At 60.0% G+C, this 15,729-nt stretch carries 22 protein-coding genes and 4 tRNA genes; 11 read left to right on the top strand and 15 right to left on the bottom strand.

The annotated features are described in order from the left end of the window. Nucleotides 1-178 precede the first annotated feature (178 nt). The 12 genes from rplL to RGR602_RS07680 form a co-directional block, all read right to left on the bottom strand. Nucleotides 179-562, bottom strand: a complete 384-nt coding sequence (rplL, locus tag RGR602_RS07735) for a 50S ribosomal protein L7/L12 (RefSeq protein ID WP_022719200.1) — start codon at nt 560-562, stop codon at nt 179-181. Between the two features lie 58 nt (nt 563-620). After that, the gene (gene rplJ / locus RGR602_RS07730) at nt 621-1,139 is read right to left on the bottom strand and encodes a 50S ribosomal protein L10 (RefSeq protein WP_022719201.1); all 519 of its coding nucleotides are present in this window, start codon (nt 1,137-1,139) and stop codon (nt 621-623) included. A gap of 326 nt (nt 1,140-1,465) precedes the next feature. Beyond that, nucleotides 1,466-2,158, bottom strand: a complete 693-nt coding sequence (gene rplA / locus RGR602_RS07725; RefSeq protein WP_039844633.1) for a 50S ribosomal protein L1 — start codon at nt 2,156-2,158, stop codon at nt 1,466-1,468. A 4-nt stretch (nt 2,159-2,162) separates the two neighbouring features. Further along, complete coding sequence (gene rplK / locus RGR602_RS07720; RefSeq protein ID WP_022719203.1) at nt 2,163-2,594, bottom strand: 50S ribosomal protein L11; 432 nt, start codon at nt 2,592-2,594, stop codon at nt 2,163-2,165. Nucleotides 2,595-2,770: 176 nt separating this feature from the next. Beyond that, on the bottom strand, nt 2,771-3,301 hold the full coding sequence (gene nusG, locus RGR602_RS07715) for a transcription termination/antitermination protein NusG (RefSeq protein WP_022719204.1): 531 nt from the start codon (nt 3,299-3,301) through the stop codon (nt 2,771-2,773). 17 nt (nt 3,302-3,318) lie between these two features. Continuing rightward, nucleotides 3,319-3,519 (bottom strand): preprotein translocase subunit SecE, encoded by a 201-nt coding sequence (gene secE, locus RGR602_RS07710; protein ID WP_039844632.1) that lies wholly within the window; start codon nt 3,517-3,519, stop codon nt 3,319-3,321. Between the two features lie 188 nt (nt 3,520-3,707). After that, nucleotides 3,708-3,783 (bottom strand) — tRNA-Trp (locus tag RGR602_RS07705). A gap of 142 nt (nt 3,784-3,925) precedes the next feature. Next, nucleotides 3,926-4,819 (bottom strand): NAD-dependent epimerase/dehydratase family protein, encoded by an 894-nt coding sequence (locus RGR602_RS07700; protein WP_039844631.1) that lies wholly within the window; start codon nt 4,817-4,819, stop codon nt 3,926-3,928. 321 nt (nt 4,820-5,140) lie between these two features. Beyond that, nucleotides 5,141-6,316, bottom strand: a complete 1,176-nt coding sequence (gene tuf, locus RGR602_RS07695; protein ID WP_039844630.1) for an elongation factor Tu — start codon at nt 6,314-6,316, stop codon at nt 5,141-5,143. Between the two features lie 327 nt (nt 6,317-6,643). Beyond that, a complete protein-coding gene (locus RGR602_RS07690) occupies nt 6,644-6,946 on the bottom strand; it encodes a hypothetical protein (RefSeq protein ID WP_039844629.1) in 303 nt (100 codons plus the stop codon). Nucleotides 6,947-7,077: 131 nt separating this feature from the next. Then, a tRNA-Gly gene (locus tag RGR602_RS07685) sits at nt 7,078-7,151 on the bottom strand. 25 nt (nt 7,152-7,176) lie between these two features. Further along, nucleotides 7,177-7,261 (bottom strand) — tRNA-Tyr (locus tag RGR602_RS07680). Between the two features lie 201 nt (nt 7,262-7,462). Between RGR602_RS07680 and rlmB the strand changes: the two genes are divergently transcribed. Together rlmB and RGR602_RS36985 are read left to right on the top strand one after the other, a co-directional pair. Beyond that, the gene (gene rlmB / locus RGR602_RS07675) at nt 7,463-8,353 is read left to right on the top strand and encodes a 23S rRNA (guanosine(2251)-2'-O)-methyltransferase RlmB (RefSeq protein ID WP_039844628.1); all 891 of its coding nucleotides are present in this window, start codon (nt 7,463-7,465) and stop codon (nt 8,351-8,353) included. Between the two features lie 84 nt (nt 8,354-8,437). Continuing rightward, nucleotides 8,438-8,596 (top strand): hypothetical protein, encoded by a 159-nt coding sequence (locus RGR602_RS36985; RefSeq protein WP_166677472.1) that lies wholly within the window; start codon nt 8,438-8,440, stop codon nt 8,594-8,596. A gap of 135 nt (nt 8,597-8,731) precedes the next feature. Here the strand turns inward: RGR602_RS36985 and RGR602_RS07670 are convergent, their stop codons facing one another. Continuing rightward, complete coding sequence (locus RGR602_RS07670; protein WP_039844627.1) at nt 8,732-9,052, bottom strand: hypothetical protein; 321 nt, start codon at nt 9,050-9,052, stop codon at nt 8,732-8,734. Between the two features lie 181 nt (nt 9,053-9,233). Between RGR602_RS07670 and RGR602_RS07665 the strand changes: the two genes are divergently transcribed. Beyond that, nucleotides 9,234-9,309, top strand: a tRNA-Thr gene (locus RGR602_RS07665). Between the two features lie 674 nt (nt 9,310-9,983). Here RGR602_RS07665 and RGR602_RS36980 read toward each other — a convergent pair. Beyond that, nucleotides 9,984-10,157, bottom strand: coding sequence for a hypothetical protein (locus tag RGR602_RS36980; protein ID WP_166677471.1), 174 nt, complete (start codon nt 10,155-10,157; stop codon nt 9,984-9,986). Nucleotides 10,158-10,349: 192 nt separating this feature from the next. Here RGR602_RS36980 and RGR602_RS07655 point away from each other — a divergent pair, with 192 nt between their 5' ends. From RGR602_RS07655 to RGR602_RS07630, 7 genes are all read left to right on the top strand, one after another. Beyond that, nucleotides 10,350-10,610 (top strand): hypothetical protein, encoded by a 261-nt coding sequence (locus RGR602_RS07655; protein ID WP_022714901.1) that lies wholly within the window; start codon nt 10,350-10,352, stop codon nt 10,608-10,610. Nucleotides 10,611-10,760: 150 nt separating this feature from the next. After that, nucleotides 10,761-10,904: a hypothetical protein gene (locus RGR602_RS07650; protein WP_223843982.1), complete on the top strand. Its 144-nt coding sequence runs from the start codon at nt 10,761-10,763 to the stop codon at nt 10,902-10,904. A gap of 129 nt (nt 10,905-11,033) precedes the next feature. Then, on the top strand, nt 11,034-11,207 hold the full coding sequence (locus RGR602_RS36975; RefSeq protein ID WP_166677470.1) for a hypothetical protein: 174 nt from the start codon (nt 11,034-11,036) through the stop codon (nt 11,205-11,207). After that, nucleotides 11,204-11,341, top strand: a complete 138-nt coding sequence (locus RGR602_RS36970; protein ID WP_166677469.1) for a hypothetical protein — start codon at nt 11,204-11,206, stop codon at nt 11,339-11,341. Before RGR602_RS36975 ends, RGR602_RS36970 begins: the two co-directional genes overlap by 4 nt. 25 nt (nt 11,342-11,366) lie before the next feature. After that, complete coding sequence (locus tag RGR602_RS38160) at nt 11,367-11,705, top strand: hypothetical protein (protein ID WP_223843981.1); 339 nt, start codon at nt 11,367-11,369, stop codon at nt 11,703-11,705. Nucleotides 11,706-11,825: 120 nt separating this feature from the next. After that, nucleotides 11,826-12,599 carry an NAD kinase gene (locus tag RGR602_RS07635; protein ID WP_039844623.1) on the top strand — a complete coding sequence of 258 codons (774 nt, stop codon included), beginning with the start codon at nt 11,826-11,828 and terminating at the stop codon, nt 12,597-12,599. 4 nt (nt 12,600-12,603) lie between these two features. Further along, entirely contained in the window at nt 12,604-13,113 is a 510-nt protein-coding gene (locus RGR602_RS07630; protein ID WP_039844622.1) for a hypothetical protein, read from the top strand. Here RGR602_RS07630 and RGR602_RS07625 read toward each other — a convergent pair. Continuing rightward, complete coding sequence (locus tag RGR602_RS07625; RefSeq protein ID WP_039844621.1) at nt 13,088-14,020, bottom strand: LysR family transcriptional regulator; 933 nt, start codon at nt 14,018-14,020, stop codon at nt 13,088-13,090. The genes RGR602_RS07630 and RGR602_RS07625 overlap by 26 nt on opposite strands. 241 nt (nt 14,021-14,261) lie before the next feature. Here RGR602_RS07625 and RGR602_RS07620 point away from each other — a divergent pair, with 241 nt between their 5' ends. After that, nucleotides 14,262-15,713, top strand: a complete 1,452-nt coding sequence (locus RGR602_RS07620) for an MFS transporter (RefSeq protein WP_052451503.1) — start codon at nt 14,262-14,264, stop codon at nt 15,711-15,713. Nucleotides 15,714-15,729: the final 16 nt, after the last annotated feature.

Below are 15,729 nucleotides of genomic sequence, written 5' to 3'. Positions count from 1 at the left end.
TTCAATCTCGTCCCACTTCCCGAAGCCACATGGCCGGATTGCCGTGCGCTTCGGTTCGAGACCATGCTCTTGAAGAACCCATTACCCAAAAGCCGTTTTCACGCGGCTTTTGGGTAATTCGTTCACAAAAACGGCAAATGGGAGACGGTGAAGACCGCCTCCCAGATGCAGTTCAAGATTACTTGACGTCGGCCTTTGCGCCAGCGTCTTCAAGCTTCTTCTTGATGTCAGCGGCTTCAGCCTTGGAGACGGCTTCCTTGACAGCCTTCGGAGCGGCTTCAACGAGGTCCTTGGCTTCCTTGAGGCCGAGGCCGGTGATGGCGCGGACTTCCTTGATGACGTTGATCTTGTTGGCGCCGGCATCCGTGAGGATGACGTCGAACTCGGTCTTTTCTTCTTCAGCAGCGGCAGCAGCGCCACCAGCACCACCAGCAGCGGCAGCAACAGCTACCGGAGCAGCAGCGGAAACGCCCCACTTTTCTTCGAGAAGCTTGGACAGTTCTGCAGCTTCCAGAACGGTCAGCGAGGAGAGGTCGTCTACGATCTTTGCGAGATCAGCCATTTTATCAGTTCCTTTTGTTCGGTTCGAACCGGTTTTCTATAAACAGCGAAAAACCGCCTTAAGCGGCTTCGTCCTTCTTGGCGTAAGCCGAAAACACTCGGGCAAGCTGGCTTGCCGGTGCTGCAACAACGCCTGCGATGCGGGTAGCCGGTGTCTGGATCATGCCCAGCAGCTTCGCGCGCAGTTCGTCCAACGACGGCAGGGTCGCAAGCGACTTGACTGCATCGGCGTTGAGCGTGGTTGTTCCCATGGCGCCGCCGAGCACAACGATCTTGTCGTTGCCCTTGGCGAAATCCACGACGACTTTCGGAGCGGTGATCGGATCGGCGCTGTATGCAATCAGCGTCTGACCGGTGAAGAGATTGGAAATCCCTTCCGCTTCCGTACCCTGAAGGGCGATCTTGGCCAGGCGGTTCTTCGCGACTCTGACGGTGCCGCCAGCAGCGCGCATCTTCGAACGGAAGTCGTTCATCTGCGCGACTGTAGCACCAGCATAGTGGGCCACGACAACCGAGCCCGAAGCCTTGAAGACTTCGTTCAGTTCCGTGACGAATTCGCGTTTTTCCGCTCTTTCCACTGCCTATCTCCAGTTGGCGGGACCGTGAAACGGACCCACCGGGTTGCCTTTGCCTCCCGGGATCAGAAGCGATCCCAAGCGGCGCTTGAGGATCCTGTCCCCTCGCGCTTCGCGCCAAAAGGCCGAAGGCACAAGGCATCCAAGGCTCGAACCAAATCCATGAAGCTGAGCTTCATCGAAATTCGGGTCTTACCCGTCTCATGCAGGCCGAAGTGATTAAGGGAAAACCACCTGCAATCTCGGACAGGATTCCGGATTGCTCCGGAATATTCCGGCCCCTTTCGAGGCCGGAATTCTTGCCACCGGGCAAAGCCCGATGAAATTCGTTAAGCGGCCGTGACCGACGACGGGTCGATCTTGACGCCCGGGCCCATGGTCGAAGAGATCGCTACGCGCTTGACGTAGTTGCCCTTTGCGCCAGCCGGCTTCGCCTTGATGACCGCATCAGCGAAGGCACGGATGTTTTCTTCCAGAGCCTTTGCATCGAAGGATGCCTTGCCGATCCCGGCGTGAACGATACCAGCCTTCTCGACACGGAATTCGACGGCGCCACCCTTGGAGGCCTTGACCGCCCCGGCAACGTCCATGGTGACCGTTCCGACCTTCGGGTTCGGCATCATGCCGCGCGGGCCGAGTACCTTACCGAGACGGCCGACGAGCGGCATCATGTCGGGGGTCGCGATGACACGATCGAAATCGATCTTGCCGCCCTGGACGATTTCGACCAGCTCTTCTGCGCCGACGATGTCAGCACCGGCTGCCTTGGCTTCGTCAGCCTTGGCGCCGCGCGCGAAAACGGCGACGCGAACGTCACGGCCCGTACCGTTCGGAAGGTTGACCACGCCGCGGACCATCTGGTCTGCGTGACGCGGATCGACGCCGAGGTTCATGGCGACTTCGATGGTTTCATCGAACTTGGCGACAGCCCGGTCCTTGACCATGCCGATAGCAAGGTTCAGAGCGTAGAGCTTCGTGGGATCAACACCTTCGTTGATCTTCTTGGTGCGCTTGCCAGCCATGGTCTTAACCTACCACTTCCAGGCCCATGGCGCGGGCAGAGCCCTCGATCATCGCCATTGCACCCTCGATATCTGCTGCGTTAAGGTCCTTCATCTTCGCTTCGGCAATCGCCTTGACCTGAGCCTTGGTCAGCTTGCCAGCGACAGAGCCCTTGCCGGGCGTCTTCGAACCGGACTGGATCTTCGCTTCCTTCTTAAGGAAGTAGCTGACGGGCGGCTGCTTCATCACGAAGGTAAAGGACTTGTCCTGGTAGTAGGTGATGACAACCGGGATCGGCATACCCTTTTCCATTTCCTGCGTGGCGGCATTGAACGCCTTGCAGAATTCCATGATATTGATGCCACGCTGACCAAGCGCCGGGCCGATCGGCGGGGACGGGTTTGCCGATCCTGCCTTGACCTGAAGCTTGAGCTGGCCTGCAACTTTCTTAGCCATAACTCTCTGCCTTTCATTGATGACCGGTTGCCCGGCCAGTGATGCCGGATTTCTCCGGCGGCTGCGGTTGCGTGGTGCGGATTTTAAGGCCCGGCTAAGACCCCTCACCTTCCACGCGGTTGGCGGCTATCGCCGCGCAGAAGCCGGTCAGTACTGACCGACTTCCATCTCAAAAATCAGACCTTTTCGACCTGACCGTATTCCAGCTCGACCGGCGTTGCACGGCCGAAGATCGACACTTCCACCTTCAGGCGCGAACGCTCTTCGTCCACATCCTGAACCGTGCCGTTGAACGACGCGAACGGGCCGTCGGAAACGCGGACCTGTTCGCCAACCTCGAAGGTAACCGAAGCCTTCGGCCGCTCGACACCTTCCTGGACCTGGCCGAGAATGCGCTCGGCTTCGGAGTCCGGAATCGGAACGGGCTTGTTGTCGGAGCCGAGGAAACCAGTGACCTTCGGCGTGTTCTTGATGAGATGGTAGGCCTCGTCCGTCAGGTTTGCTCGAACCATGACATAGCCCGGAAAGAACTTGCGCTCGCTGTCGACCTTGCGGCCGCGGCGCACCTCAACCACCTTCTCGGTCGGCACGAGGATCTTTTCGAAGAGATGCTCGAGCCCCTTCTGCCTGGCCTTCTCCTCGATGGATTCAGCCACCTTCTTCTCAAAATTCGAATACGCGTGGACGATATACCAACGTGCCGCCATCTTATATCTCCACCCGATCAGTTGCCGGTGTTGAGCACGTAGCTCAAAGCCCAGCCAATCAGCTGGTCAGCAGCAAAGAAAAACAGCGCGGCAAAGACGACCATCACCAGAACCATGATCGTCGAGATCATAGTCTCGCGGCGAGACGGCCAGGTAACCTTGGACGTTTCGGTGCGAACCTGCTGTAGGAACGCAAACGGATTAGATTTGGATGCCATCGACTGCCCACGCAATTACGGCACGTAAAGCTGAACATATCAGCCCCACGCACCGCGTGTCTGTTGAACCCTACATAAACACCGATTCCCAATTGCACAAGAGGAAAACCGACGTCTAGCGAAATTTGCCATAATACCCTCCCCGACGGACCGCTGCGAGAACGTCCGCGCTTTCCCTTCGAAGAAGATGGCAGGGGCAGAGGGGCTCGAACCCCCGACCTGCGGTTTTGGAGACCGCCGCTCTACCAGCTGAGCTATACCCCTTTACGCTTTACATTCAGCCCTTTGACCATGAGGGTCGAAGCGCTTCCTGCAAGCATGGCGCTCCCTTTAAGACGGTGGCACGGGATATGCAAGTGCGATTTTCGATTTTTCCCAATCCGCATCACCCCGGCATGGCCTGCGGTCAGAGCTTCACATATTTGCGCCAGTCGTGCTCTTCCTTGAAGCCGAGGACTTCGCGGATCTTGCGGTTGGAAAGCAGCCCCTCATGCTCCCCGATCTCGCGGGTGAAGGGCACGTTCGGAAAGAAGCGTTTGGCGAGTTCCTTCGACGGCATATTGGCAGTCACGGTGTCGTTCACCGCATTGAAGACCTGGAAGCCCAATCCGCTCTTTTCGATGCATAAATGGACGACCTGCGCGAGATCGCGGGCGTCGACATAGTTCCACGCGTTGCGCCGGCGCGTCTCGGGATTGGCGATGAAGCCGGGAAACCTGTCATATTCATGCGGCTCGATGACGTTTCCGATGCGCAAGGCATAGATATCGGCACCGGACCGCTCGGCAAAAGCGCGCGCCGTCTTTTCGTTCAGCACCTTCGACAGACCGTAGCTGTCCATTGGATCGACGTCGTAGTCCTCCTCCAGCGGAAACTGATGGAAATCCTTCTTCCCTTCGGCGAAGCAGACGCCATAGGTGGTCTCGCTGGAGGCAAGGATGATCTTCCTGACGCCGAGCTTCACCGCTGCCTCGAGGACATTGTAAGTACCCATCGTGTTGATGCGGAACGTCTCATTGTCCGTTTTGATCTGAATGCGCGGTATCGCAGCGAAATGCACGACAGCGTCGAAGCCTTGGACGCCGTTGCCCGGCTCCAGATCGGGAAGATCGCGATGCATGGACAGCGCGTTGAAGACCTGGCCGCTGTCGGTGATGTCGGCAATCAGGTTGGTGACGCCGGGGCTGTCGAGCGGCACCAGATCGACATTGTGAACCTCATAGCCGGCATTCACCAGCCAAGGCACGACATGACGTCCGGCCTTGCCCGAACCGCCGGTAAAGAGAATACGCTTCTTCATGAAATCTCCTCCGCATCAGATAGAAGAAATAGATAAAGGCTCCGCCACAGGGCGCAAGGTGAAGGCGTGGCGATTTAGAAGCCACGGTCAGATTTCGCCTATGCTGCTTCCACTTCCAGGACTCCGGCCAGCACCTCTTCCAGCGCGGGCCTAGATCTTGATGTCGTAGGGCCACATCTACAATCCGGCGAGGCTTTGAAGGACTTGCCGAACCGATGATCCGTATCGGTGGCGATTCGACGTCCGAACGTCAACAATAATGCAACGCAAAAGCCCCGCCGTTTCCAGCGGGGCTTCTTTCAATCCAAGCTAATGCGAAGATTACTCTACGATCGATGCAACGATACCGGCGCCGACGGTGCGGCCGCCTTCGCGGATGGCGAAGCGCAGCTTTTCTTCCATGGCGATCGGCACGATCAGCTCGACGTCAACCGTGACGTTGTCGCCCGGCATCACCATTTCGGTGCCTTCCGGCAGCGTCACGATGCCCGTCACGTCCGTCGTGCGGAAGTAGAACTGCGGACGGTAGTTGGTGAAGAACGGCGTATGACGGCCGCCTTCTTCCTTCGTCAGGATGTAGGCTTCAGCCTTGAACTTCTTGTGCGGCTTCACCGAACCCGGCTTGCACAGGATCTGGCCACGCTCGACGCCGTCGCGGTTCACGCCGCGGATCAGTGCGCCGATGTTGTCGCCGGCCTGGCCCTGGTCAAGCAGCTTGCGGAACATTTCAACGCCGGTCACCGTCGTCTTCGAGGTCGGGCGGATGCCGACGATCTCGACTTCTTCGCCAACCTTGACGATACCGCGCTCGACGCGGCCGGTCACGACCGTACCGCGGCCCGAGATCGAGAACACGTCTTCGATCGGCATCAGGAACGGCTGGTCGATCGGACGCTCAGGCGTCGGGATGTAGGCGTCGACCTGGGCCATCAGTTCGCGGATCGCGTCTTCGCCAATCTTCTTGTCGGAATCTTCAAGAGCAGCCAACGCCGAACCCTTGACAACCGGGATGTCGTCGCCCGGGAAGTCGTAGGACGACAGCAGTTCGCGCACTTCCAGCTCGACGAGCTCGAGAAGCTCGGCGTCGTCGACCTGGTCGACCTTGTTCAGGAACACGACGATTGCCGGAACGCCGACCTGGCGGGCGAGCAGGATGTGTTCGCGGGTCTGCGGCATCGGGCCGTCGGCAGCCGAGCACACCAGGATCGCGCCGTCCATCTGTGCGGCACCGGTGATCATGTTCTTGACGTAGTCGGCGTGGCCGGGGCAGTCGACGTGCGCGTAGTGGCGGTTGGCCGTCTCATACTCGACATGCGCCGTCGAAATCGTGATCCCGCGAGCCTTTTCTTCCGGCGCAGCGTCGATCTGGTCATACGCCTTGAACTCGCCGAAGTACTTCGTGATCGCCGCCGTCAGAGACGTCTTGCCGTGGTCAACGTGGCCGATCGTGCCGATGTTAACGTGCGGCTTGTTGCGCTCAAACTTACTCTTTGCCATTTGAATGCTTCCTGTGAACGAAATGGGTGACCCCGGCGAGCCGGTTTAGTGCCGCCGTTTAAGGCTTTCGGCGGGATTGCGCAAGACCTAATTGCGAACGCCATTCTTGGCTTGCAAGCGCATATCGGAGACAATTCGCGCCGAGCAAGACGATTCGCCCCGAAGCCGGCGAAAATCGTTGAAACCAAGGGGAAAATCTGCAGCGGGCAGCGGTATCGAATGGGTGATCGCGCAGGCACCTCGTTCAAGCTGTCCTGGTCCCCGCGAACTCCCAAACGGGCGAGCGCTGCAAACCGTGGCGACTGGTCGTGCGGCTTAGCTCCAACCCTAATTCGGGATCTTGTTATAAAAAGACTCTGGATCGTAGACGCAGGCATAATCGAGGACGCAGAGCTTTCCACTGGCATCCCGAAAACTGGTCGTCGAGTGCTTGTCCCCCAGCCTGCAGCGCGCCGGCGGATAGCGGAAGCTGCGGCCGCCGATGCCGATTCGGACAAATACTGTTTTATTTTGCCGGATGAACTGCGCGAGTTCGCCACAGCTGAGATCGCGGGCCCTGACTTCCACGGCCTCGGCGGCAAGGGCGACCGACGGAAGCAAAAATGCAGCGGCCAAAATCACATTTCGCATGACACCTCTCAATGGCGGCCAGTTAAGCAGCAGTATCCGCGTCGTTCAAACAGAAATTTTTCGCCCTTGAAGGCGCGACGTCAAAAAACGCGCGCGCGCAATGCGCGGCATTGCAAAAGTATTGAAAAGTTTGGAGCGGGTAGCGGGAATCGAACCCGCGTATTCAGCTTGGAAGGCTGCTGCTCTACCATTGAGCTATACCCGCGGGGTGGTCCGATCCCAGTGACGAATGGTGGAGAGAGTTGGATTTGAACCAACGTAGGCTGAGCCAACGGATTTACAGTCCGTCCCCTTTAACCACTCGGGCATCTCTCCAGTTTTTCGTCTGGATCGTAACCAAGCTCGAAGACCCAGGAGCGTTACCGCCCCTCGATCTGCGCCGCGTATATGACCGGAGCATTTGCCCATGTCAACATGAAGACAATAGAAAAAACACGAAAAATTTCATCGCATGTTGAAAGCCGCCGCCGGCAAAGAAACCCTATGCGCGGTGAAGCACCGCCGTTATAAAGCCGCATGAGCAAAGACAACAAATCCGGCGGCAAGCCCGCAACCGACAAGTCCCCCAAGGATACGCACTACGCCACTCTGCGGCGTGCCCACCGTGATGCCAAGCGCGAGCGCGGCGAAATTCCGACGCCTCCTCCGCACAAGCGCAAACGCGGCGGCGAGGATTGGAAGGCGCCGGCGCTTACGGCCGACCAGGTTTATCTCTACGGCCTGCATACCGTGCGCGCCGCAATCGAAAATCCCGAGCGGAAAAACGTCAAGCTGACGGTGACGCAGAATGCGCTCACCCGCCTCGAAATCGATGCCGGCCAGCTCGGCATTCCAGTCGAGATCGTCTCGCCGCAGGATATCGACAAGGTGCTCGGCCCCGATGCGATCCACCAGGGCGTGATGCTGGAGACCCGCCCCCTGCCCGTCCGGCGCCTGGAGGCGCTGAAAGACAGCCCGCTGCTCCTCGTGCTCGACCAGGTCACCGATCCGCACAATGTCGGCGCCATCATGCGCTCGGCCGTCGCCTTCAATGCAGGCGCCGTTATCACCACGCAAAGACACAGCCCGACCGAATCGGGCGTGCTTGCGAAATCGGCTTCCGGCGCGCTCGAACTCATTCCTTATATACAGATTACCAATCTTGCCGACGCGCTTGGTGAATTGCACCGGCTCGGCTTCTTCTCGATCGGCCTCGATTCCGAAGGACCAGCGCCGATCGAAGGCACGTTCTCAGGCGACAAGGTTGCGCTCGTCCTCGGTTCCGAAGGCAAGGGTCTCAGGCAGAAGACGCGCGAGACCGTCAGCGCGCTTGCGCGGCTCGACATGCCGGGCGCGATCAAATCGCTGAACGTCTCGAACGCGGCTGCGATCGCGATGTATGCGGCCCGGCTTCATCTGAAGAAATAAGCGGACGTCTCAAAATGAACGAATGGTGGGCCCAAGGTTCGCCACAGCGCAGCACAACAGCAAGAGAGAAGGAAAATACCCGGCATGGCAATCCGGCCCCTCCTGTTCGGCATCCTGTTCATCGCAGTCTTCGTCGCCATCATTATCAGTATCATATGGGTCGATCCCACCCAGCCGACGCGCCAGCCGGATCCTCTGGCGCCTGTGACGCCGGTACCCACACCGACACCACCGGTGCAATAGCCGCCGGGAATCGCTCCGGCGGCATCGCGTTTGCTGATCGACGGCTGCTCCAGCAGCCCCATTCTCGATATCCCGATGATGCCACCCTTTTGAGAGCCGGCCACACGAATCCGGCATCAGCAAGCGAGCGGGCAATCACAGGTTGATGCCGAAATACAAATAGTGCGACCGGTAGTGATGACGCCGGTAATAACGTTCCCTCCACCTGCGCTCGGCGCGCCAGGGCCGGTAGTGGCGGCGCTCATAGGCATACGGATGATGGCGCCAGTAACGGCGTTCATGCCGCCACGAATGGCGCCCATGGCGGCGATAATCACGGTAGTGCACCTTCACGACGTCGCTCTTATCGACGGAAGCAACAGGTGCATGTACGGGAGCGGCAACCACGGGCTCGACGGCAACGACGGCCGATCCAAGCGACAGAAGCGCTGCAATGGCAAAACGGGCAATTCTCATGGCTCATCTCCTTGATGAAGGTGAGCGAAATCTGCGCCTCCTGCCCTGAACTGCTCCTGAATCGTTACTTCAGCTTTTGTTCATGAAATGAAGAGGGATTGGGTCTATGATAGATCACGAAATCGCGCCCAGGCCGGATTTTTCTTTACAGACCGGAAGAATCTGCTAGTTGGCACGCATTGCCCTTGTAGCTCAGTTGGTAGAGCACCTGATTTGTAATCAGGGGGTCGCGGGTTCGAACCCTGCCGGGGGCACCATATATTAGTTAATAAAATCAGGGACTTGATGCTGGACCGCGCTTGTTGGCGGTTTTTTTATGCGTCGATGATTTAACCAGAATTACCATGTTTTCCGGGCTCTTCCCGCAGGTTGCGACGATTCGATGGAATATGAATCGCGCATAAGAAGCAGGACGCCGCATACCAAGGGCCTAGCTTGGGACAACCAACGTATAATTTCGGGAGGGGCGGTCCATTGATATGTTGCTCTATCGCCTCAACACCCCAACCAAAGAGGCGATCAGCTGCGCCAAGCTGCTATCGACTCCGGTGTCTCTCACCCCTCTCTCACCGTGGTCGCCGGATATCGAATCCGCATTGACCGCCTCGCAGATCGGGGCGGTCTTTTTTTGATGTGGCTGTAAGAAAAGCCGCCGGCTGGCGAGGCGGTGCGCGGGCTGTGTGATCCGAAACATGCCGCTCACCGGCCGGCGCGCAAATCGCGCCGAGAAAGGAACAGTCCGCCACTCGAGAGTGAGCGTGTCGACGCCTACAAGAATGAGGACACAACGAAGTCCGTAGCTAACATTCGGCATGGCCGTTGTGCCGGGGGCCATTTGCATCACGATTTTTTGGCGCACGGTGCCACACGCCCGAGCAGTCCGGACGCTCCGATCGCATCGTCAGCCGAGGGCAGCCGTCCATACTCGTCGTCACTTGCTGCCGTCGTTCGAGCGTGACTTGCGCGCCTCGCTATTGGTCGAGGATGCCGTCTTTCCGTCGGGTTGCTGGCCGAAATAGGTGCCGCCGAGATGGCCGCCGGCGCTGGTGTTTTCGACTTGGCGTTCGGCCCGCTTCACGAGCTTTTTGACGTCTGTCTTGCTCATTTTGCCGCTCCATTGGCTGGTGGTGACATGGGAACAACGACACGCGGCTAAGAGAGTTCCCTCTTCGCGGGAAACCCGGCGCAACCGGACCGCGGCGTTGCTTTGAATGGCTGTTTCCTTGACAAATCTACCAGGCGCACGTGAAAGTACCTCGCTCGTGTACGCTATGACTATTATGGATTGCGATATCGAATGCCCAAAAAACCGAAACTCGAATATTCCGAACTCGCCGGCGAATTCACCGAGGACGGCGTTACCGTGCTCGTTGATATCTTCCGGACAGCCGGCTCCAACGAGGACTGGTCGATGGAAGTCGTGACGCAGGAGGAGGACCTCATCCGCTGGGACGAACCGTTCGCGACCGACCGCGAGGCGTTTGACGAATTCCTGGCGACAATCGCCCGCGACGGCATTCGCTCGTTTCTGGACGATACCGAGCAATCCGTGCACTGACCGGGCCCTGCATTCGCCATCCACCGACTGACCAAGCGTATTCGCGCTCTTGCTAAAATATGATATGGTCGCCGCGGGAGAGAGGTGATGCGACGGTATAATCTCCGGCATCAAGCCGATGATCGCTGGCTTGTTGTTGACGGAATGACAATGCAGCCAGCCGCCCTGGACGGTATTCCGATCTGCGGCATGCAGTGGGCTGAGGCCTGCGATATGGTCGATCTCATGAATACCCTCGACAGCATCGAACGCGCAGCGGATCGCTACGCGGTTTCGTTTCGCCGGAGCGCCTGACGGCCGCCTTTCCGTCAACTGAAAATGTCAAGCCGCAGCCTGACCGGCCGGTCCCCTTTCGGTCTTGCTGTTGCCGCAACGGAACAAATCCGCCGTCCACCGGTTCGAATCGTCAAGGAGGATCGAAGCATGGTTGCGGAGTATCTTTGGCTCTTCGCTATCGCCGGCGGCGCCTTCCTTCTCGGCTGCGCGATCGCCTACGGCATGCTCACAAACCGCAAGCTCTCGCGCAGTGAGCAGGAGGCGCAGGACCGCAGGGTGCGGAAACTCTACGAGAAGCCGCCGCATGAGGCATCGCAATGAGCCGGCGGTATGCCTGGGCGGTCGCCGTCGCGCTGGCGCTTGCCGCTGTTCTTGCCGCCGAGAGCGCTGGTTATTTCCAGTCGTCCGGAACGCCCGGCCGGCCCGCTCCCCACGCAATTGACCAGTCACAGTAGGAGCCAGTCACAGTAGGAGATCGACATGCCAGGTCAGGACAAGAGCTTTGATTCCGGCACGGATGATGCACGCTGCTCGGACACTGCGGCCGCGGCCGAGCGTCGGGAGGAAGCCAAATTGCAGGCCGCGCGCGGGCTGGCTTCCGGGATGGGCCATCCGCACGAAGCCGTGCTGGATATCAAGCCGGAGGACTTCGCTCGAGCGCAGGACCGCCATTTTGGGCAGATCGAGCCAGATGAACGCGCGAAACAGGACGCCCTGAAGGAACAGGCCCGCCTACACGGCGATGTCTACATCGTCGAAACCGACCTGGAAGACAAGGATCAGCGCGAAGCAGCGCCGGGCACGAGAGAGCAGAAATAGCAGCCGCCATCACCTCTTCGCCATCCCACAGCGCAGGCGGCAGAGTCTGCTTGCGCGCAAAATACCTTGTCGCATAAGCCCTTTATCCTTTAGCTAGGCGAAGATCATAAAGGGCATCACATGGGCCGTTCATTTCAGACGCTTTGTTTCCTCGCTTCCTCGGCAACAGAGGCGCTTGCCGCTCGGGAAGAGTTGATTGGCCTTTATGGGGAGGTTCCCGCCGAGGAAGCCGATGTCATCGTGGCGCTCGGCGGCGACGGCTTCATGCTGCAGACGCTGCACAGCACGATGAATTCCGGCAAGCTCGTCTATGGCATGAACCGCGGTTCTGTCGGTTTCCTGATGAACGACTATCGCACCGAAAAACTGCAGGACCGCATCTGCGCGGCCGTCGAGAATGCCTTCCATCCCCTGCAGATGACGACGGCCAACGCCGACGGCACCAATTCCACGGCACTCGCCATCAACGAAGTCTCGCTCTTCCGTCAGTCCTATCAGGCCGCCAAGCTGCGCGTCGAGGTCGACGGGCATGTGCGTCTCGCGGAACTGATCTGCGACGGCCTCATGGTGGCAACGCCCGCGGGCTCCACCGCCTATAACCTTTCAGCCCACGGCCCGATCCTGCCGCTGGAAGCGCCGCTGCTTGCCATGACGCCGGTCAGCGCCTTCCGCCCGCGCCGCTGGCGCGGCGCGCTGCTGCCGAACAAGGTGACGGTCGACATCCATATTCTCGAGGCCGAAAAGCGGCCTGTGAATGCGGTTGCCGACAATGCCGAGGTCAAATCCGTGCTGCATATCCGCATCGCCCAGTCGGAGCACATGACGGCGCGCATCCTTTCCGATCCGGACCGCTCATGGTCGGATCGCATTCTTGCCGAACAATTCGAGGATTGAGGCCATGCAGCTTCGAACCGCTCTTCTTGCCGCAGCGCTCTTCACCGGCCCGGCAGGCCTTGCCAAGGCTGTTACGCCGGCCGACACGATCCTTCCGCCCGCCGTGATCTTTGCAACCAGCACCGGCTATTGGGAGGAAAGCCGTGCGGATATCGCAATCGAGCGTGCGCCGGGCGCAGCAAGCGATCCGGCAAAGACGCAACTCCAGCCGCGCCGCGGCTATTACAAGCTCTTTTCCGTCCGCCAGCCGGACAAGACTTCGAAAATCTACCTGCAGCAAATCGCGCAGGCCGACAGCGGCCCGGAAATCGTCTCAAGCGTCGAGCTCGACGAGTTCACGCAGCTCAAACCCTATGTCACCGATATCCGTCCGGAAAGTTCCACGGGCATGGGCAAGCAGCCCGGCCTCTTCGCCACGGTCTACCTGAAGACCGATCCGAATGCCGAGTCCGAGGGCTGGACCGTGCTGATCGACGAATTCGGCGAGATCACCATAGAGAAGGCGACGAACTGACTGCTCGAGCCGGCGGCCTGCCCGCACAGACCTCCCGAACGCACTCGCGCAGCCAGCGATGCGCCGGATCGAGGTCCGTCCGCGGGTGCCACAACAGCGAGATCGTAATGTCCGGCGGCGAAACCGGCAGAGGGAAAGAGAACATCCCGTCACGCAGGTTTCCCGTATAGCGTTCGGGGACACTGGCGATGAGATCCGAGGCACGCGCCAGAGCCAGAGCTTCCGAAAAGCCGCCAACGACCGTTACAATCTCCCGCTTCAGGTCGAATGGCTCAAGCGCGTCATCAACCGGCCCCCTGGCGAGCCCTCGCCGCGAGATGAGGATGTGCCGGCCGGCAGCGTAATCGGCAGGCGTGATCGCAACCTCGCACAACGGATGCCCCATCCGGACAACGCCGACGAAGCGGTCTCGGAACAGCGCTTGCGCGCGCACCTCCGGCCCCATGGCTTTTCCGACGACGCCCGTTTCCAGGTCAACGCTTCCGTCGCGCAGCGGCGCGCTGTCCCTGTCCGGCTTAGGTACGAAACGCAACTGCACGCCCGGCGCCTGTTTGCCGACACGTGCAACGAGATCAGGTCCGAAATTCTCGACAAAGCCATCCTGGTTTCTGAGCGTGAATGTCTGCACAAGCCGTGTCAGGTCGAGTGTCTCGACGGGACGCAGAACGGCTTTAGCGTCCTGCACGAGCTGGCCGACGCGCTCGCGAAGCTCGATCGCCCGCGGCGTCGCAACAAGGCCGCGTCCGGCTCGAACCAGCAGCGGATCGCCGGTCGCCTCCCGCAATCGCGCCAGCGCGCGGCTCATCGCGGACGGGCTTAGCCGCAGCCTTCTGGCGGCGCGGGCGACGCTGCATTCCGTCAGGAGCACATCTAGGGTGATAAGCAGATTGAGATCGGGATGCGACATGCGGCGACCATAGCACGATCGGTGCAAGATGACATGGCGTCAAACGCACGAATGAGATGCATATGATGCACCTTCCGCCCCATCTGGCCGCGAGCTATCTCTGCCCTAACGCCATTTTGGAGCAGCTCTTCATGATATCGGTCCGATTTGTTCCTGCCGCCTTCGCTGGCGTCTTCGTTGCCGCAACCGCTCGCGCGCCGGGTCGTCAACAGCCTCGTAGAAGTCTGAGGGGAAAGGGCCGATGACCTCCTGCACAGATGACCCCACCAACGATGGCATAACCCCGGCAAGCTCGGTTCGATGGGCGCTTGCCGGCCTTTGCCTATCCATGCTGCTACCTTCGCTCGGCACCAGCATTGCCAATGTCGCCTTGCCGACATTGGCTCAGGTGTTCGTCGCACCATTCCAACAGGTGCAGTGGGTCATTCTTGCCTACCTCCTGGCGATCACGATCTTGATCGTCGGCATCGGACGGCTGGGCGACATTGCCGGGCGCCGCAGGGTTCTCCTGGCGGGGCTGGTCGTGTTTGTTGTCGCCTCGGCGCTCTGCGGCCTTGCGCCCTCGCTCTGGTGGCTGATTGCCGCCCGTGCCGCGCAGGGCCTCGGCGCCGCCGTCCTGATGGCGCTGACCATGGCGTTCGTCGGCGAGACGGTCCCCAAGCAAAGAACCGGCAGCGCCATCGGACTGCTTGGAGCGATGTCGGCAATCGGCACCGCGCTCGGTCCGTCGCTTGGCGGCATTGCGATCGCCTGGCTCGGCTGGCGGGCAATCTTTCTCGTCAACATCCCGCTCGGTCTGCTGGCCTTTTTTCTTGCCCACCATTTCCTGCCCGTCGACCGCGATACGCCGAAAACGGACCGCCCTGGCTTCGACGCTCTGGGCACACTGCTGCTTGCCGGCGCGCTCGCCGCCTATGCTCTCGCCATGACGATAGGGCGCGGCCATTTCGGCACGCTGAATGCGACGCTCCTGACGCTTGCACTCACCGGCATCGTCCTCTTTGTTTTCACCGAGGCGAAGGTGGCATCGCCCTTGATCCCATTGGCAGCATTTCGCAATTTTGAGTTCAGCGCCAACCTTGCCATGAACACCCTCGTCTCGACGATAATGATGGCGACGCTGGTGGTAAGCCCGTTCTATCTCTCCCGTGCGCTCGGGCTCAACGCGGCGTTCGTTGGAATGGTCATGTCGATTGGCCCGGTTGTCTCGGCGCTGACCGGCGCCCCGGCTGGCCGTCTGGTCGACCGTTTGGGCGCGCCGTTCGTGGTCATCGTCGGGCTCATCGAAATGGCCGTCGGTACAGTTGCCCTATCCGTTCTTCCGGCAATGTTCGGCGTTGCCGGCTACATTGCCGCCATCGCCGTCCTGACCCCTGGTTATCAGTTGTTCCAGGCAGCCAACAACACCGCCGTCATGACGGGCATCCCCTCCGATCGGCGGGGCGTCGTTTCCGGCCTGCTCAGCCTGTCGCGCAATCTCGGGCTTATCACCGGCGCTTCCGTCATGGGCGCCGTGTTCTCCTTTGCCGCGATGACGACCGATATCACGACGGCAGGTCCCGAAGCCGTTGCCACCGGCATGCAGGTCACCTTCGCCGTCGCGGCGGCTCTGACCGCCGTCGCGATCGCCATCGCCGTCCAAGGCCGCGCCCTTGCCATGCGTCCCCCGCCTCGCGGGGACAGGTCGGCTTAAGACGGCCTGAAGCCCG

It is taken from the genome of Rhizobium gallicum bv. gallicum R602sp (genome assembly GCF_000816845.1).
Lineage (GTDB): Bacteria > Pseudomonadota > Alphaproteobacteria > Rhizobiales > Rhizobiaceae > Rhizobium > Rhizobium gallicum.
The sequence above is the reverse complement of the archived record's forward strand: the minus strand, read 5'-3'. Positions and strand labels throughout refer to the sequence as shown.

Coding starts and splice junctions, on each gene's coding strand:
- rplL (WP_022719200.1), bottom strand. CDS start 562: ATGGCTGATCTCGCAAAGATCGTAGACGACCTCTCCTCGCTGACCGTT.
- rplA (WP_039844633.1), bottom strand. CDS start 2,158: ATGGCTGGCAAGCGCACCAAGAAGATCAACGAAGGTGTTGATCCCACG.
- rplK (WP_022719203.1), bottom strand. CDS start 2,594: ATGGCTAAGAAAGTTGCAGGCCAGCTCAAGCTTCAGGTCAAGGCAGGA.
- nusG (WP_022719204.1), bottom strand. CDS start 3,301: ATGGCGGCACGTTGGTATATCGTCCACGCGTATTCGAATTTTGAGAAG.
- secE (WP_039844632.1), bottom strand. CDS start 3,519: ATGGCATCCAAATCTAATCCGTTTGCGTTCCTACAGCAGGTTCGCACC.
- RGR602_RS07700 (WP_039844631.1), bottom strand. CDS start 4,819: ATGAAGAAGCGTATTCTCTTTACCGGCGGTTCGGGCAAGGCCGGACGT.
- tuf (WP_039844630.1), bottom strand. CDS start 6,316: ATGGCAAAGAGTAAGTTTGAGCGCAACAAGCCGCACGTTAACATCGGC.
- RGR602_RS07690 (WP_039844629.1), bottom strand. CDS start 6,946: ATGCGAAATGTGATTTTGGCCGCTGCATTTTTGCTTCCGTCGGTCGCC.
- rlmB (WP_039844628.1), top strand. CDS start 7,463: ATGAGCAAAGACAACAAATCCGGCGGCAAGCCCGCAACCGACAAGTCC.
- RGR602_RS36985 (WP_166677472.1), top strand. CDS start 8,438: ATGGCAATCCGGCCCCTCCTGTTCGGCATCCTGTTCATCGCAGTCTTC.
- RGR602_RS07670 (WP_039844627.1), bottom strand. CDS start 9,052: ATGAGAATTGCCCGTTTTGCCATTGCAGCGCTTCTGTCGCTTGGATCG.
- RGR602_RS36980 (WP_166677471.1), bottom strand. CDS start 10,157: ATGAGCAAGACAGACGTCAAAAAGCTCGTGAAGCGGGCCGAACGCCAA.
- RGR602_RS07655 (WP_022714901.1), top strand. CDS start 10,350: ATGCCCAAAAAACCGAAACTCGAATATTCCGAACTCGCCGGCGAATTC.
- RGR602_RS07650 (WP_223843982.1), top strand. CDS start 10,761: ATGCAGCCAGCCGCCCTGGACGGTATTCCGATCTGCGGCATGCAGTGG.
- RGR602_RS36975 (WP_166677470.1), top strand. CDS start 11,034: ATGGTTGCGGAGTATCTTTGGCTCTTCGCTATCGCCGGCGGCGCCTTC.
- RGR602_RS36970 (WP_166677469.1), top strand. CDS start 11,204: ATGAGCCGGCGGTATGCCTGGGCGGTCGCCGTCGCGCTGGCGCTTGCC.
- RGR602_RS38160 (WP_223843981.1), top strand. CDS start 11,367: ATGCCAGGTCAGGACAAGAGCTTTGATTCCGGCACGGATGATGCACGC.
- RGR602_RS07635 (WP_039844623.1), top strand. CDS start 11,826: ATGGGCCGTTCATTTCAGACGCTTTGTTTCCTCGCTTCCTCGGCAACA.
- RGR602_RS07630 (WP_039844622.1), top strand. CDS start 12,604: ATGCAGCTTCGAACCGCTCTTCTTGCCGCAGCGCTCTTCACCGGCCCG.
- RGR602_RS07625 (WP_039844621.1), bottom strand. CDS start 14,020: ATGTCGCATCCCGATCTCAATCTGCTTATCACCCTAGATGTGCTCCTG.
- RGR602_RS07620 (WP_052451503.1), top strand. CDS start 14,262: ATGACCTCCTGCACAGATGACCCCACCAACGATGGCATAACCCCGGCA.